Here is a 16,645-nt window from a genome sequence, read left to right on the forward strand (position 1 = left end):
GCACCGGCCACCCCTATCTCGCTTCCCGCGCGGAATGTGATATTGGTCAGTCCGCTGTCAACGAAATGAGTCTGCGCATGCCTCTGCCTCTGCCTCTGTCCGCCGCCGCGGATCCGTTTCCCGCGTCGGGCGATCGGCTGTACCAGCGGCTAGCGCGCGTCCTGTTCGAACAATTGTCGTCAGGGCGCTATGGCATCGGAGACCGCCTGCCGGCGGAACGCGAACTCTCGGTCGAATATAACGTCAGCCGGCCGGCGGTGCGTGAAGCGCTCATCGCTCTGGAGGTGCAGGGCTTCATTGAAGTGCGGATCGGGTCCGGAGCGTTCGTCCGGCGCTTGCCGGGGGACAGCGAGGATCGACCGGACTTCGCCATTACCGCCTTCGAACTGACCGAGGCACGGATGGTGTTCGAAGGTGAAGCGGCTGCACTCGCGGCGATCCACATCACCCCAGAGGAACTGCAGGAGCTGAGGGCACTGGTCGACCGGATCGGCGAGGAAAACCTGCTACCTGACGTGACCGAGGACGCCGACCGGGATTTCCATCGCGCCATCGCCAAGGCGACGCGCAACGCCGCGATCCAGATGACGATCGACGAGTTTTGGCGCGTGCGGACCACGTCGCCCGAATGCGCCTTGCTTCATGACAAGGCGCGGCGTGCCAACGTCCGCCCCGTCGTCGCCGAACACCAGGCGATCTTCGATGCCCTGTGCGCCCACGATCCCGCTGCCGCACGCGCGGCGATGCGTGCGCATCTGTCCGCGGTCATGGACCACCTGCTGTTTGCGACCGAAGAACGGGCGATCGAAGAGGCGCGCCGTACGATCGCCTCGACCCGCGCACGCTATCGCGCGGCCGTGGACGTCTAAATTAACTGGTAAGACCAGTTTGGTGCCGCTATGCAGGTCTCCGTAGCTGGAGAGGCACTATGACAACCAAGGCACTGTGCCTTTTCACGACCGCAAGCGCACTCGCGTCGATCGTTGCGCAACCTGCATATGCGCAGCAGGCAAGCGTGGGGGAGGTGGTGGTGCAGGCTGCGCCGGTGCGTGGTGAAACTGTGCTCCGTCAAGGCTGGCGCTTTCACCTGGGTGCGCCCGCGAGCGATCCCGTGGCTGGGCCGCTGCAAGACGAGACCTGGCAACCGGTGACGGTGCCGCATACGTGGAACCGGGTCGGCTATTACCGGCCAAACGCGGCGTCGCACGTCAACACCGAACAATCGGTCAACAAAATGCAAGGCGTTGGCTGGTACAGCCTGCGTTTCACGCCGGCGGCGGCAGGGACGGCGGCTTCGGGAAAGCGACAGTGGCTCGAATTCGACGCCGCCAGCCGCATCGCCGACGTATGGCTCAACGGGCGTAAGCTCGGCCATCACGCCGGCGGATTCTCGCGCTTCCGTCTCGATGCGACGCAGGCACTGCGCCCCGGTCAGGAAAACGTGCTGCTCGTCCGCGTCGACAACAGTGCGCCCGGCGACAAGGATGCCGCAACGGCCGACGTCCTGCCGCTGACCGGCGATTTCTTCGTCCACGGCGGCCTCTACCGACCGGTACGCCTGGTGACGACCGATGCCATCCACATCGACATGGAGGATCACGGCGGTTCAGGTGTCGCGGCGTCCACGCTCGAGGCGAATGCGACCGCGGCGCGTGTCACGGTGCGGACGCGCGTCGCCACCGACAACAAGGGCCGCACGCCTGTTCGCATCATCGCGCGTCTGATCGACACAACGGGCAAGGTTGCCGCAACGGCGCAGGGCGCGGCGACCCTCATGGCCACCGCGTCGAAAGCGGGCGGGCCGCAATCCGCCATGTCCGAAGTGCCGGTCACGCTCGCAATCGCGAACCCGCATCTGTGGCAGGGTACGAAGGACCCGTATCTGTACACCCTTGTCGTCGATGTCACCGACGCACGCGGGCAGGTGCGCGACCGGGTGTCGCAACCGTTCGGCATTCGCACCATCCGTATCGATCCCGCGAGCGGATTGTACCTGAACGGCGAACATGTCGCACTGCACGGGGTGGGCTATCATCAGGATCGTGAAGGGAAGGGCTGGGCCATCACGCCGCAAGACGTGGAGGACGACGTGGCGATCATACGCGAGATGGGGGTGAACGCCATCCGGCTGACTCACTATCAGCACGGTCAGGCGATCCACGATCTCGCCGACAAATACGGCCTGTTGGTCTGGGACGAAATTCCGCTCGTGTCGGCGTGGACGCGCCGCGGTGAACTGGAACCGCGGTCGGCGCTGGTTGAGAATGCGCGCCAGCAGCTGCGCGAGCTCATCCACCAGAACGGCAATCATCCTTCCGTCGTGACATGGGGGATCGCCAACGAGGTCGATTTCGGCAATTCGTTCCCGGCTTTTCTGACCGGTTATCCCGACGGCAAGTCGCCCGATCCGATGCCGCTCCTGCACAATCTTCAGACGCTTGCGCATGCCGAGGACCCCAGCCGCCCGACCGCGCTTGCGACCTGTTGCGAGGGGCGCTTGTTCGACGAGGGCACCGCCATCCCGACAACCGCGGCGGCGGCTGACCTGGGCGGAGCGAACCGGTATTTCGGCTGGTATTTCGGCAAGCCCGGCGATTTCGGGCCGCATCTCGACATGCTGCGGGCGAAGCGGCCCGACCAGCCGCTGTCCGTGACCGAATATGGGGCCGGCGGTGCGACGACGATCCACACCGACGACGTGCTGGGCGGGCCGATCGATTCGCGCGGTCGCCTGCAGCCGGAAGAATATGAAAGCTATATCCACGAAGAGGCGTGGAAGGCGCTGAAGGCGCGGCCGTACCTTTGGGGCACGTGGTTGTGGAACTCATTCGACTTCGCAACCACCATTCGCGCCGAGGGCGATGCGCAGGACATCAATACCAAGGGACTGGTGACCTACGACCGGGCGATCCGAAAGGATGCCTATTACTTTTACAAGGCTAACTGGACCACCACGCCCACCGTTCACATCAACGGACGCCGCTATGCCGACCGCGCCTATCGAGTCGCCGACGTGCGCGTGTACAGCAATGCGCCCGCTACGGAGTTGACGCTCAACGGGCGCTCGCTCGGCACCCGCAGCGATTGTCCCGACCGCATTTGCGTCTGGCAACAGGTCGCGCTGGACGGCGGCTCTAACGATCTGGTGGCACGCGGCCGCTTCCCGGGCGCACCGGTCGAGGATCGCGTGTCGTGGCAGCTTGGTGCCGACGCGCAGGCCAATGTGCGGATCGACGCCGGCGCGATCGTCGCCGCACCGGCTACGCATCGTTTCGGGTCGGACGCCTTCTTCGCCGGCGGCGAAGCGGGGACGCTCAACAAGCCGGCGGACTATGGCAAGCCTGCCGTCGCCGCCCAGATCGCGGGAACGCCCGATGCTGCGGTCGCCGCGACCTATCGCCACGGGCGCTTCGGCTACAAGGTGCCCCTGCCGGACGGCCGTTATCGGGTGACGCTGACGTTCGTCGAACCGTCATTGGCGCCGGGCGAACGTGTCTTCGGCGTGACCGCGAACGGTAAGACGATCGTCTCCGCTCTGGATATCGCGCGCGAGGCGGGCGGCAGCGGCAAGGCGCTGCAACGTCGTACGCTGGTCTCGGTGCGGGGCGGAACGCTCGACCTCGGTTTCGTGCCGGGCAGGGGAGATGCGATCGTGTCGGCGATCGAGATCGCGGAGGTTGCCCGTGGCGCGCGCTGATCAGCAGCGAGCGGTGCATCGCATGACGCCGACGATGCGGTGGTTCGGGCCGAATGATCCGGTGCCGCTCGCCCATATCAGGCAGGCGGGGGCATCCGAGGTTGTCACCGCGCTCCACGAATTGCCGAACGGCACGATCTGGGAGGCTGATCGCATCGCCGCGCGCAAGGCGATGATCGCGGACGCCGGGCTCGGCTGGACCGTCGTCGAGAGTCTTCCCGTGCATGAGGAGATCAAGACGCGCGGCCCCGGCTGGGAGCGCTGGATCGATGCGTATCGGCGCAGCCTCGCCAATCTGGGCGCGAATGGCATCACGACCGTCACCTATAATTTTATGCCGCTGCTCGACTGGACGCGTACGGACCTTGCCTGGCGGCTGCCCGATGGCGCCCGTGCGCTGCGTTTCGAATGGGAAGCGGTCGCGGTCTACGACATCCACATCCTGCAGCGCGCCAACGCCGCGGATGATTATACCCCCGCGATGCAGCAGCGTGCCGCGCAGCGGTTTGCGACGATGGACGATGCCGCGCGCTACAGGCTCGAACGCACGATCATCGCCGGGCTGCCGGGCAGCGAGGAAAGTTTCAGCTCGCCCGAATTCCTGCAGGCGCTCGCGACCTATCGCGATGTGGATGCGGACCGGCTGCGTGCCAATCAGATCGAGTTCCTCGAAGCGGTCTGCCCGGCGGCGGAAGCGGCTGGCATCCGTCTGGTGGTGCATCCTGACGATCCGCCCTTCCCGATCTTCGGCCTGCCGCGCGTGGTCAGTACTGAGGCGGATGTCGCCATCTTGTTCGCGCGCGTGCCGAGCCGGGCCAACGGACTTTGTTTCTGCACGGGGTCGTTCGGTGCGCGCGCCGATAACGACCTGCCGGGGATGGTGCGCCGCCTGGGCGGTCGTATCGGCTTCCTCCACCTGCGGGCCGTCGCGCATGAGGGTGAGCGCACCTTCCACGAGGCCGCGCATCTGGGCGGCGATGCGCAGATGGCTGCGGTGGTCGCCGAAGTCGTCGCTCTCAGCACGCGCGAGCAGCGTGCTATCCCGATGCGTCCCGACCACGGCCACCAGATGGCCGACGATCTCGAGAAGGTGACCAACCCCGGTTATTCGCTGATCGGGCGGTTGCGCGGACTCGCCGAATTGCGAGGACTGGAACACGGGCTGATCCATGCTCGGCAGAAGACGGAGGCACAGGTGTGAGCCGGCTCCTGGCGCTCCATCCCGACCGGTTGTTCGCAAGCGATCCCGTCCAGCGCGACATCGCACGCGCGCTGTATGCGACCATTGTTGATGCGCCGATCGTCAGCCCGCACGGCCACACCGATCCGCGCTGGTTCGCCGACAACCAGCCCTGGAGCGACGCGACCACGCTGCTGCTCCAACCCGACCATTACATCTTCCGCATGCTCTACAGCCAGGGCGTTCCGCTCGACGCGCTGGCGATCCGGCGGCGCGATGGCGAGCCCGCGACCGATCGTCGCGAGGCGTGGCGTACCTTTGCCGAACGGTATCACCTGTTCCGGGGCACGCCGTCGCGCCTTTGGCTCGACCACGTCTTTGCCGAGGTGTTCGGGTTTGAAGAGGTGCTGGATGGCAGCACCGCCGACCGCTACTTCGATCGTATCGGCGATGCGCTGGCGAGCGATACCTACCGTCCGCGCGCGCTGTTCGACCGCTTCGGCATCGACTTCCTGGCGACGACCGAGGGCGCACACGACGATCTGGATGCCCATCATCGCATCCATGCCTCGGGATGGAAGGGGCGGGTCGTCACCACCTATCGCCCCGACAGCGTAATCGATGTCGAGCATGAACAGTTCGCGGGCGCGATGCAGCGCTTCGGCGAACTCACCGGTGAGGATGTCTTTCAGTGGCAGGGGTATCTGGCCGCGCACCGCCGCCGTCGCGCGGACTTCCGTGCCGCCGGTGCGACGGCAACCGATCATGGTCACCCGACGGTCGCCACCGCCGATCTCACGCCGGCGGAGGCGGAAGCGTTGTTCGCGCGGATCGTCGGCGGCACCTGGACGACGGCAGACGCCGAACTGTTCCGCGCGCAGATGCTGACCGAAATGGCACGCATGTCGCTGGACGATGGCATGGTGATGCAGATCCACCCTGGCAGCTATCGCAACCACAATGCCGGCCTGTTCGGCAGCCATGGCCGCGACAAGGGCGCTGATTTTCCGACGCGGACCGAATTCGTGCAGGCGCTAAAGCCGATGCTGGACGTCGTCGGCAACGCCCCGGGCCTGACGATCATTCTCTTCACACTCGACGAAAGCGTCTATGCGCGCGAACTCGCGCCGCTTGCCGGTCATTATCCCTGCCTGCGGCTCGGCCCCGCCTGGTGGTTCCATGACAGCCCCGAAGGCATGCGCCGTTTTCGCGAAATGACGACGGAAACGGCCGGCTTCTACAATACGGTCGGCTTCAACGATGATACCCGTGCCTTCCTCTCCATTCCGGCCCGCCACGACGTCGCTCGGCGCGTGGATTGCGCGTTCCTCGCCCGCTTGGTCGCCGAACATCGCCTGCAGGACTGGGAGGCCGCCGATCTCGCACAGGAATTGACCAGCGGGCTGGTCCGCCGGTCGTATCGGCTGTGAGGCTGTCCGCCGAGACCGCCGATCAGCTGCCTGCCGCCGTGGCGCGCGGTGACTATGATCGCCAGGAGCAGCGTGCGGGCATCGTTCATTTGGGCATCGGTGCATTCCACCGCGCGCATCAGGCGACCTATACCGATCTGGCGATGGCGGCGGGCGATCGCGACTGGGCAATTACGGGCGTGTCGCTGCGTTCGCAGCAGGTGCGCGACCAGATCGCCCCTCAGAGCTGCCTGTACACCGTGACGGAGAGGCAGGCACGCGGCGCGGCTATACGGCTGGTCCAAGCCGTGACTGACGTGATCGTCGCGCCCGAAGCGCCGGGGCGCGTAAGCGCGGCACTCGCCTCGCCCGAGACGCGGATCGTAACGCTGACCGTGACTGAAAAGGGGTATGCGCAGGATGCAAAGGCAGGCGCTCCCGTGGCCGGCGCGAACCCACGCTCCATCTACGACTATCTTGCCCAGGCGGTCATCGCGCGGCACGATGCCGGACTGGCACCACTGACGCTGATCAGCTGCGATAACCTGTCGAACAATGGTGGCGTGCTGCGGCAGCGGCTGGGCGAACATCTGGATACACTCTCACCGTCGCATCGTCGCTGGTTCGAGCAGACATGGGCTTGCCCCGCCACGATGGTCGATCGGATCGTTCCCGCGACGACGGCGACGGACCTTGATTCCGCGGAAAGCATGCTCCGTCTGCGCGACGAGGGCGCTGTGATTACCGAACCGTACAGCCAGTGGGTGATCGAGGATCGCTTTGCCGGCGACCGGCCGCGCTGGGATCTCGCCGGCGCCGCCTTCGTCGACGATGTGGTGCCCTTTGAAACCGCCAAGCTGCGCATGTTGAACGGCGCACATTCGGCGCTAGCCTACCTAGGGCTGGCGCGTGGGCATGCCTATGTTCACGAGGCCATCGCCGATCCTGCCATCGGGCCGCTCATTGGCCGCCTGATGCGAGATGAGGCCGCGCCTACTATCAGAACGAGTCCGGGGCAGGATCTCAATCGCTACGCCGACCTGCTGCTTGCCCGCTTCCGTAATCCTGCGCTGCCGCATCGACTAATACAAATTGCCGCGGATGGCTCACAGAAGATCGGCGCGCGCTGGCTCGTCACGGTTGCCGACAATCGTGCCGCGGGGCGATCCTCCCCAACTATCCTTCGGGCGATTGCAGCATGGGTCCTGTTCGTACGCGGCGATCGGCAAGCAGTCGACGATCCGAACGCAAAAATGATGGCGCAAACTTGGATGCGCGCGAATCCTGATGGCGTGGTCAACGAGCTCCTTGGACCCTCGGGCATGTTCGGCGAAGGCCTTGCTCTGTCCCGAGACGAACGCGTCGAAGTTCGTAACCTGTTGCCGTAGGTGTTGCCAGAGGAGCGCCTCCAGGACCGCGTCGCAATTGATAGCGGGCACCAGCAGGTGGGCGATTGAGAACGTTGGTAGCTCGTCACCAAGGTTCAACGAGCCATGTTGTATAAGAAGTTTTTGGGAGGAGGGCGGAACGTCTGCACACGGGAACCCCGAAGGCGATAGCCGACATCGCGCGGCACAGCCTTTTCCCGAAAGCGACCGCAGACTGTGCGAAAACTCGCCGGGTGATTCCATAGGCCCGTGGGCAGGCGTATGCTGTGCTCATGGCGTAGATCGAGGGTCATGCGCGCGACCAAGCACTGCTGCTGCCGGCGTCGGTCGAGGATTATGTGGCGGCGGACAGCCCGGTGCGGTTCATCAACGCATTCGTCGATGACCTCGATCTGGGCGATGCTGGCTTTCAGCGTGCACGGCCGAAGGCGACGGGACGACCCGGATATGATCCGGCCGACATGCTCAAGCTGTACCTACACGGCTATCTCAACCGGGTGCGGTCGAGCCGGCGTCTGGAAACCGAGGCAACGCGCAACCTTGAATTGATCTGGCTGCTGCGCGGGTTGCGGCCGGACTACAAGACCATCGCCGACTTCCGCCGCGACAACCGGGGCGCGTTCAAGGCGGTGTTCCGCGCCTTCGTCACCCTGTGCCGCAGGCTCGACCTGTTCGGGCGCGAGTTGCTGGCGGTGGACGGCACGAGACTGAAGGCGGTGAACAATCCGGGACGCAACTTCTCCAGCAGCAAGCTGGCCAGGTATATGGCGGTGGCCGACGAGCGGATCGAGTGATACCTGACCGAGTTGGACGCCATCGACCGCGGCGAGGATGGCCATGGGCCCGGTCGCCGTGAGGCGCTTACCGCGAAGATCGCCAAGGTGCGTGAGCAGCGGCAGGTACAGGCGGCGCTGCTGGAGCAGCTGACCGCCAGCGGCGAGAGCCAGATCTCACTGACCGACTCCGATGCGCGCGCGATGGTGACGGGTAAAAAGACCACGGTCGGCTATAACGCTCAGGTGGCGGTAGATGCGAAGCACAAGCTCATCGTCGAGCAGCACGTCACCAACGCCGCGACCGACATGGGTCTGCTCGCATCCACTGCCGGCGCGGCCAGAATCGTGCTCGACGTCGAGCGCGTCGCTGCCGTGGCCGACATGGGCTATTACAAGGGCGAGGACATCGAGGCCTGCGAGGCGAGCGGACGTCGCCAGGCCCGAGCGGGGCAGCGCGGTCACCAACGGCCGCTTTCCAAGGAGCGGTTCCTCTACAATTCGGCAGCCGACGCCTACCATTGTCCCGGCGGCCGGCTTCTCGACACCCGCTACCGCTCGGTGACGAACGGCCACGTGTCGATCCAGTATTCCAGCCCCGCCGCCTGTGCCGCCTGCACCATCAGGGCGCGCTGCACCGGAGGCCGCTGGCGCCGCATTAACCGCTGGGAGAACGAGGCGGTGCTCGAGCGCATGGCCAAGCGGCGCGCCGAACGGCCCGGCATCCTGAACATTCGCCGGGAAACGGTCGAACACCCGTTCGGCTCGATCAAGCAGTGGATGAACCAAGGCGCGTTCCTCATGCGCGGGCTGGAGAAGGTTCGTGGCGAGTTCAGCCTGACCGCGCTCGTCTATAACCTCAGACGGGCCATCACCCTCATCGGCGTGCCGAGCATGATCCGGGCGGTACGGGTCTGATCCGGGGCGCTATTTGGGTCGACGCTGCGCCAGACATGCCGCCCATGAAGCCATTGCAGCGCCAGCACCGCCGCAAACCCGGATCTGGGTGATCTCTGACCCGTCCAGACGAGAACCATCAGGTGGCAGCCAGCCGATGAGTTTCCGCACGGTCTGCCATCGTTTTCGGGAAAAGGCTGTGCCGCGCGATGTCGGCTATCGCCTTCGGGGTTCCCGTTTGCAGACGTTCCGCCTTCCTCCCAATAGGCGACACACAGTCAGCCCAGCATTTGGGTCTCTGCCTTGGTTTCGCGTGATGAACGAATGGCAGAAAGCGGGAAGCGGTCTGGCAGCTTCGAATGACGGCTATTGGGTCTTCGTGACGGAAGGGTAGGGCGGCCGCTCCCGCCCGATTGTGTTGAAGAAAGGCCGTCTTGCAGTCGTGTCGATGGTCTGATTCAACCTTCGCGAGGTGAGCGAAGACGGGCCGATGAGGGGCGAGCGGACGGTGGCGCAGAGGCGCTGTTCTACAGCTTCAGCCTGGAGCGGCACGTGCTGGCGGACCATCTGCTGCGCTCGATCGACCGGTTCGTCGACCTGTCCGGCATTCGCGAGGAGCTGAAGCCGTTCTACGGCGAGACGGGCCGCCCTTCGATCGATCCGGAGCTGATGATCCGGATGCTCATCATCGGCTATTGCATGGGCATCCCGCCCGAACGGCGATTGTGCGACGAGGTGCACTGGAACCTGGCCTGTCGCTGGTTCTGCCGGTCGGCGCCCGCTTCAAGGGGCTTGGATACGAGGTGACCCCGGACGGCGCGATGTTCCCGGCCGATGCCGGCGCCCGGCTGGACTGTTCAATGGAGCAGGAGGTCGCGGCGGGCGACCACGACATCATCCTCTTACGGCTCCACCGCGCCGCGACCGCAGAAGGGATCATGTCGCTGGTGTTTCATTCCAGCGTTTTTCACACGCTGACACCGATCGGGTAACGCCGGAGCGGGGATCGCAACCGGTTTCTCACCGGCCGCGATCTTCGATCGATCACGCTTGCGGCATGGCCTCGGGAACGATCGTCTTCACGATCGAGGCATCGAGAGCCTCGTAATCGTGCAGTCCGATCACATCGTAGAGTTCGGCCCGTGTCTGCATCCGCTCGACCACGTTGTGCGTGCCGCCATCGCGCTGGATCGCGGCGTATAGCTCTCCTTGCGCCTTGTTGGCGACGCGTAAGGACGAGACCGGCCAGATCACCATCTTGTACCCCATCGCCTCGAACTCGTGTGCCGTAAAGAACGGGGTCTTGCCGAACTCGGTCATGTTGGCGAGCAGCGGCACGCCCGGCATCGCGGCCGCGAACGCCTCGAACATCTCGCGACTGGTCAACCCTTCCGGGAAGATCGCGTCCGCACCTGCCTCGACATAGGCCCGTGCGCGCTCGACCGCGGCATCGAAGCCATCGACCCCGACCGCATCGGTGCGGGCGACGATCACCAGATCCCGCGCCGCCTTCCTCGCGGCTGCGACCTTGGCCGCCATGTCGACGGTCGGGACCAGGCTCTTGCCGTTCAGGTGCCCGCATTTCTTGGGCAGGATCTGGTCCTCGAGATGGACTGCACCGGCCCCAGCATCCTCGAACGTCCGCACCATGTGCATGACGTTCAGCGCCTCGCCATAGCCGGTGTCGCCATCGACCAGCAACGGCAGCGCGGCCGAGCGGGCGATCTGGCGGATGAAAAAGGCGACTTCATCGATGGTGATAATGCCGAGATCGGGGAGGCCCATCGACGCGGTCATCGCCGCCCCCGACAGGTAGAGCCCATCAAACCCGGCGTTGCGGGCCTGGATCGCGGAATGGCCGTTATGGGCGCCTGGCAGACGGTAGATCCCCGGTCGCGACAATGCGGCGCGGAAGCGCTTGCCCGCGGATTCGGTCGGCAGTTCGGCAGAAACGAGATACGGCAAAGCGAGATACTCCTTCAGGCAGCGAGATGGTCACCGCGGGCGGCGAGCGGGACCCAGGCGAGGTCTTCGGGGCCAGTGTAATTGGCGGACGGGCGAATGATCTTGTTGTCGTGGCGCTGCTCGATGACATGCGCCGCCCAACCGCTGGTGCGCGCGATGACGAACAGCGGCGTGAACATCGCGGTCGGCACGCCCATCAGGTTGTAGGAAACGGCCGAGAACCAGTCGAGGTTCGGGAACATCCGCTTGGCGTCCCACATCACCTCCTCGATGCGCGCAGCGACAGCGAACTGGCGCTGGGCACCTGCCTCGTCGGCGAGCGCCTTGGCGACGCGCTTGATGACGACGTTGCGGGGGTCAGCCACGGTATAGACCGGGTGGCCGAAGCCGATCACGACTTCCTTGGCCTCGACGCGGCGACGGATGTCGGCTTCAGCCTCGTCAGGGGTCGCGTACCGCTTCTGGATTTCATAGGCGACCTCGTTCGCGCCGCCATGCTTGGGACCTCGCAGGGCGCCGATCGCGCCGGCGACGGCCGAATACATGTCCGAGCCGGTGCCGGCGATCACGCGGGCGGTGAAGGTCGAGGCGTTGAACTCATGCTCGGCGTAGAGGATGAGCGAGGTGTGCATGGCGCTCACGAAGCTGTCGGATGGTGCCTCGCCGTGCAGCAGATGGAGGAAGTGACCACCGATACTGTCGTCGTCGGTTTCCACCTCGATCCGGCGACCATGGTGCGCGAAATGATACCAGTAGAGCAGGATCGATCCGAGCGAGGCCATCAGCCGGTCGGCGATGTCGCGCGCGTCGGCGACATTGTGATCGTGCGTTTCGGGCAGGACGCAGCCCAGCGCCGACACGCCCGAGCGCATGACGTCCATCGGGTGCGCCGCGGCGGGAATCGCCTCCAACGCCTCCTTCACTGAGCGCGGGAGACCACGTAAGGTCCGCAGCTTCTTCTTGTAGGAAGTGAGCTGCGCCGCGGTCGGCAGCGCACCGTGGACCAGCAAATGGGCGATTTCCTCGAACTCGCTCGTCTCGGCGAAGTCGAGAATGTCATAGCCGCGATAATGCAGGTCGTTGCCGGTACGGCCGACGGTGCATAGCGCGGTGTTTCCCGCCGTCACGCCCGAGAGCGCGACCGATTTCTTCGGCTTGAAGGTGGTTACGTCGTTCATCGGTCTGACTTTCCTCTCAGAAACTGTCGGCGGGGACGTGGACATGACCGTCCATCAGCACCCGCGCGCTGCGGCTCATGACCGCCCTGGTGATGATCCATTGTCCGTTCGCCTGGCTGGCCTCGGCACCGACCCCCAAGCTGCCGGAAGGGTGGCCGAAACGGATCGATGTCCGCTCGCCGCCCCCGGCGGCCTTGTTGACCAGCGTGCCCGGTACAGCCGCTGCGGCGGCGATCGCGACGGAGGCGGTGCCCATCATCGCGTGGTGGAGCTTGCCCATCGACAGCGCGCGGACCAGCAGGTCGACCTCGCCGGCCACCACCGCCCGGCCGCTCGACGTGCAATGGTCGATGGGCGGTGCGACGAAGGCGATGGCCGGTGCCCGCGTCGTCTTGGCGATGCCCATCACCTCAGCGCCGGCCGTGCGCAGCGCCTCGAAGCGGGCGAGCGCGTCCGCGTCGCCATTGATGGCGTCGCGCAGCTCGGCGCCGGTATATCCCAGATCCTCCGCCGCGACGAAGACGGTCGGCACTCCGGCATTGATGAGGGTCGCCAGGATCACACCGCCCGGCACGACGACGTCGTCGACCTTCAGCGTGTCGACCAGATGGCCGGTCGGGAACAGCGCGTCCGACGCATCGGCGGGGTCGACGAACTCCAGAACGATCTCGGCGGCCGGGAAGGCGACCCCGTCGAGCTCGAAATCGCCCGTCTCGATGACTTGCCCATCGGCGACCGGCACATGGGCGACGATCGTCTTGCCGATATTCGCCTGCCAAATGCGAACCGTGCAGAGGCCGTCGACTGCGCGGGCGGCATCGACATAGCCGGCCGCAATCGCGAACGCCCCGACCGCCGTCGACAGATTTCCGCAATTGCTCGACCAGTCGAGCGCACCGCTGTCGATCGCGATCTGCCCATAGAGGTAATCGACGTCATGGCCCGCACGCGTCGCCGGGGAGACGATCACGCATTTCGACGTGCTGGACGTCGCGGCACCCATGCCGTCGATATGCGCGGCATAAGGGTCGGGGCTGCCGATGACGCGGGCGAATAGCCGGTCGCGCGCGGCGCCCGGCGTCTGCGCGCGTTCGGGCAGGTCTTCGAGCCGGAAGAACACGCCCTTGCTGGTGCCGCCACGCATATAGGTGGCCGGGATGCGGAGCTGCGGCGTCATGCTGCCGCACTCGACGCGAGAAAGTCCTGCGCGAAGCGTTGCAGGACGCCGCCCGCCTCGTAGATCGACACCTCTTCGGCGGTGTCGAGACGGCACTGCACCGGCACCTCCGTCCGCAACCCATTGGCCCGGTGGATGACGAGCGTCAGCTCGGCGCGCGCATTGGGCGTCCCCACCACGTCGAAGGTCTCGGTGCCGTCCAGCTTCAGGTTGAGGCGGGTGGTGCCGGGCTGGAACTCCAGCGGCAGCACGCCCATGCCGATGAGGTTGGTGCGGTGGATGCGCTCGAACCCTTCGGCGACGATCGCCTCGACGCCTGCGAGCCGGACGCCCTTCGCAGCCCAGTCGCGCGACGATCCCTGTCCGTAATCGGCACCGGCGATGATGATGAGCGGTTGCCGGCGACCGAGATACGTTTCGATAGCCTCCCACATGCGAACGATTGTGCCGTCGGGCTCGATCCGGGCGAGGCTGCCCTTCTTCACCACGCCGTCGACCACTGCCATTTCGTTGACGAGCTGCGGATTGGCGAAGGTCGCGCGCATCGCCGTCAGGTGATCGCCGCGATGGGTGGCGTAGGAGTTATAGTCCTCCTCCGGCACCCCCATCGCGGTAAGATACTCGCCCGCCGCGCTGGTCGGCAGGATCGCGTTCGATGGCGACAGGTGGTCGGTGGTGACGTTGTCGGGCAGGATCGCGAGCGGGCGCATCTCCGTGAGCGTGCGCGGACTGGCGGCAAGCGCACCCAGACCATCGGTGTCCCAATAGGGCGGCCGGCGGATGTAGGTCGATTGCGGACGCCAGTCGTAGAGTGGGCTGACCGGCGCGCTGCCGTCGCCTGAGCGGGCGAACATCGGCTCGTACACGTCGCGGAACTGCTCTGCCTTCACATGGTCGCGCACGATCGCGTCGATCTCGGCATCGCTCGGCCACAGGTCGGCAAGCCTGACGTCGCGGCCATCCGGTGCGATGCCCAGCACGTCCTTCTCAATATCGAGCCGGATCGTGCCGGCGATGGCATAGGCAACGACCAGCGGCGGTGAAGCGAGGAACGCCTGTTTGGCGTAAGGGTGAATGCGCCCGTCGAAGTTGCGATTTCCCGACAGGACGGCGGTCGTGTACAGATCGCGCTCGACAATCTCGCGCTGGATGACTGGATCGAGCGCGCCCGACATGCCGTTGCAGGTCGTGCAGGCGAAGCCGACGATGCCGAAACCGAGTTGTTCCAACTCGCGCAGCAGATCGGCTTCTTCGAGATAGAGCGCGGGCACCCGCGATCCGGGAGCGAAGCTGGTCTTGACCCACGGCTTGCGCGTCAGGCCGAGCGCATTGGCCCTCTGCGCCACCAGCCCCGCCGCGACGACGTTGCGGGGGTTCGAGGTATTGGTGCAGCTCGTGATCGCGGCGATGATGACGGCGCCGTCCGGGATTAGTCCTTCGCGCTCCTGCGCGACGGCACCTTCGAGATCCTTCGCAACGCCGCGGTCGTGGAGCGCGGCGGTCGGCAGGCGCCGGTGCGGATTCGATGGGCCGGCAAGGTTGCGCTCGACGCCGCCCAGATCGAAGGTCAGCACCCGCTCATACTGCGCGGTCGCCAGCGCATCGCCCCATAGGCCGGTTGCCTTGGCATAGGTCTCGACCAGCGCGACCTGTTCGGGCGCGCGATTGGTCAGCAGCAGATAGTCGAGCGTCTGTCGGTCGATGTAGAACATCGCTGCGGTTGCGCCATATTCCGGGCACATGTTAGAAATGGTCGCGCGATCGCCGATCGACAGGCTGTCGGCACCGGGGCCGAAGAACTCCAGCCAGGCTCCGACGACGCGCTCCTTGCGCAGGAACTCGGTCAGCGCGAGGACGATGTCGGTCGCCGTGATCCCCTCCGGCCGCCGCCCCGTCAGCTTCACCCCGACGATATCGGGGAGGCGCATCATCGACGGGCGGCCGAGCATGACCGTCTCCGCCTCAAGGCCACCGACACCCACCGCGATCACGCCCAGCGCGTCGACATGCGGCGTGTGGCTGTCCGTGCCCACGCAGGTATCCGGGAAGGCGACGCCGTCACGCACCTGGATCACCGGTGACATCTTCTCCAGATTGATCTGGTGCATGATGCCGTTGCCCGCCGGCACCACGTCGACATTGTCGAACGCGCGCTTGGTCCACTCGATGAAGTCGAAACGGTCTTCGTTGCGCCGATCCTCGATCGCGCGGTTCTTGGCGAAGGCGTCGGGATCGAAGCCGCCATGCTCGACCGCCAAGCTGTGGTCGACGATGAGCTGGGTCGGCACGACGGGATTGACCTTGGCGGGGTCGCCGCCCTGATTTGCGATGGCGTCGCGCAGACCCGCGAGATCGACCAGCGCGGTCTGGCCAAGGATGTCGTGGCAGACGACGCGGGCCGGATACCAAGGGAAATCAAGATCACGCCGGCGATCGGCGATCTGGATCAGCGCGTCGTTCAACAGTGCGGGGTCGCACCGGCGGACCAGTTGCTCGGCCAGCACGCGCGCGACGTACGTAAGCGTGTCGTAAGCGCCGGGGCGGATCGCCTCGATCGCGGCACGCGCATCGAAGTAGGTGAGAGCTGTGCCGTCGAGCGGCTTCTGGTAAACAGTGTTCATGGGGCTCCCGGTGTCCATTGGGCGAGCCGCGTGGCGATCGACGCGCTCGGTCGGGTAAAGGTCGAGAAGGTGAAGCGGCCAGCGGCGACCATGCAGTCGCATCCCGCTGCGTCGCGACCGCTGGCGAAGACGGCGACGACGAGGCCATCGTCGCTCTGGCTGACGCATGATGCCTCGAATGCGACCTTATCCAGCACAGTGCGCAGTTCGATGTCGTGGCAGCGATGGAGCGAAACGCTTTCACCCAGGACATCCCGCGCGCGTGCCGTGGCTGCCCCGAGGACGCGGTCGAGAAGGTCGGCACCTTGCGGTTGGGCGGCAGCAAGCATATTCGCATAATCCGCAAACAGTCGCGCTTTC

At 65.7% G+C, this 16,645-nt stretch carries 13 protein-coding genes and 1 pseudogene; 9 read left to right on the forward strand and 5 right to left on the reverse strand.

What is annotated here, in order from left to right:
* The first annotated feature begins 77 nt into the window (after positions 1–77).
* From ACP7A3_RS08635 to ACP7A3_RS08675, 9 genes and pseudogenes are all read left to right on the forward strand, one after another.
* Entirely contained in the window at positions 78–869 is a 792-nt protein-coding gene (locus ACP7A3_RS08635) for a FadR/GntR family transcriptional regulator (RefSeq protein WP_426256103.1), read from the forward strand.
* A 59-nt stretch (positions 870–928) separates the two neighbouring features.
* Positions 929–3,697, forward strand: coding sequence for a glycoside hydrolase family 2 TIM barrel-domain containing protein (locus tag ACP7A3_RS08640; RefSeq protein ID WP_426256102.1), 2,769 nt, complete (start codon positions 929–931; stop codon positions 3,695–3,697).
* Positions 3,684–4,898: a mannonate dehydratase gene (gene uxuA, locus ACP7A3_RS08645; protein ID WP_426256101.1), complete on the forward strand. Its 1,215-nt coding sequence runs from the start codon at positions 3,684–3,686 to the stop codon at positions 4,896–4,898. Before ACP7A3_RS08640 ends, uxuA begins: the two co-directional genes overlap by 14 nt.
* A complete protein-coding gene (uxaC, locus tag ACP7A3_RS08650; protein ID WP_426256100.1) occupies positions 4,895–6,307 on the forward strand; it encodes a glucuronate isomerase in 1,413 nt (470 codons plus the stop codon). The genes uxuA and uxaC overlap by 4 nt, the downstream gene beginning before the upstream one ends.
* Before the next feature lie 38 nt (positions 6,308–6,345).
* A complete protein-coding gene (locus tag ACP7A3_RS08655; RefSeq protein ID WP_426257210.1) occupies positions 6,346–7,674 on the forward strand; it encodes a mannitol dehydrogenase family protein in 1,329 nt (442 codons plus the stop codon).
* 338 nt (positions 7,675–8,012) lie between these two features.
* Positions 8,013–8,468, forward strand: coding sequence for a transposase (locus ACP7A3_RS08660; RefSeq protein ID WP_426256098.1), 456 nt, complete (start codon positions 8,013–8,015; stop codon positions 8,466–8,468).
* Positions 8,469–8,480: 12 nt separating this feature from the next.
* A complete protein-coding gene (locus ACP7A3_RS08665; protein WP_426256097.1) occupies positions 8,481–9,365 on the forward strand; it encodes a transposase in 885 nt (294 codons plus the stop codon).
* 469 nt (positions 9,366–9,834) lie between these two features.
* A pseudogene (locus ACP7A3_RS08670) lies at positions 9,835–10,115 on the forward strand (transposase); the annotation flags it as partial.
* A 32-nt stretch (positions 10,116–10,147) separates the two neighbouring features.
* Positions 10,148–10,336: a flavin reductase family protein gene (locus tag ACP7A3_RS08675; protein WP_426256096.1), complete on the forward strand. Its 189-nt coding sequence runs from the start codon at positions 10,148–10,150 to the stop codon at positions 10,334–10,336.
* 52 nt (positions 10,337–10,388) lie between these two features.
* Here the strand turns inward: ACP7A3_RS08675 and prpB are convergent, their stop codons facing one another.
* The 5 genes from prpB to ACP7A3_RS08700 are packed head-to-tail and all read right to left on the reverse strand — an operon-like array spanning position 10,389 to position 16,614.
* Positions 10,389–11,309, reverse strand: a complete 921-nt coding sequence (prpB, locus tag ACP7A3_RS08680; RefSeq protein ID WP_426256095.1) for a methylisocitrate lyase — start codon at positions 11,307–11,309, stop codon at positions 10,389–10,391.
* A gap of 14 nt (positions 11,310–11,323) precedes the next feature.
* Positions 11,324–12,487 carry a bifunctional 2-methylcitrate synthase/citrate synthase gene (prpC, locus tag ACP7A3_RS08685; protein WP_426256094.1) on the reverse strand — a complete coding sequence of 388 codons (1,164 nt, stop codon included), beginning with the start codon at positions 12,485–12,487 and terminating at the stop codon, positions 11,324–11,326.
* 16 nt (positions 12,488–12,503) lie between these two features.
* On the reverse strand, positions 12,504–13,664 hold the full coding sequence (gene prpF, locus ACP7A3_RS08690) for a 2-methylaconitate cis-trans isomerase PrpF (protein WP_426256093.1): 1,161 nt from the start codon (positions 13,662–13,664) through the stop codon (positions 12,504–12,506).
* Entirely contained in the window at positions 13,661–16,285 is a 2,625-nt protein-coding gene (gene acnD / locus ACP7A3_RS08695) for a Fe/S-dependent 2-methylisocitrate dehydratase AcnD (RefSeq protein ID WP_426256092.1), read from the reverse strand. Before acnD ends, prpF begins: the two co-directional genes overlap by 4 nt.
* Positions 16,282–16,614 carry a hypothetical protein gene (locus tag ACP7A3_RS08700; protein ID WP_426256091.1) on the reverse strand — a complete coding sequence of 111 codons (333 nt, stop codon included), beginning with the start codon at positions 16,612–16,614 and terminating at the stop codon, positions 16,282–16,284. Before ACP7A3_RS08700 ends, acnD begins: the two co-directional genes overlap by 4 nt.
* Between the last annotated feature and the right edge of the window lie 31 nt (positions 16,615–16,645).

This window comes from Sphingomonas sp. DC5200-1, assembly GCF_049897245.1.
In the GTDB taxonomy this organism is placed as follows: domain Bacteria; phylum Pseudomonadota; class Alphaproteobacteria; order Sphingomonadales; family Sphingomonadaceae; genus Sphingomonas; species Sphingomonas aquatilis.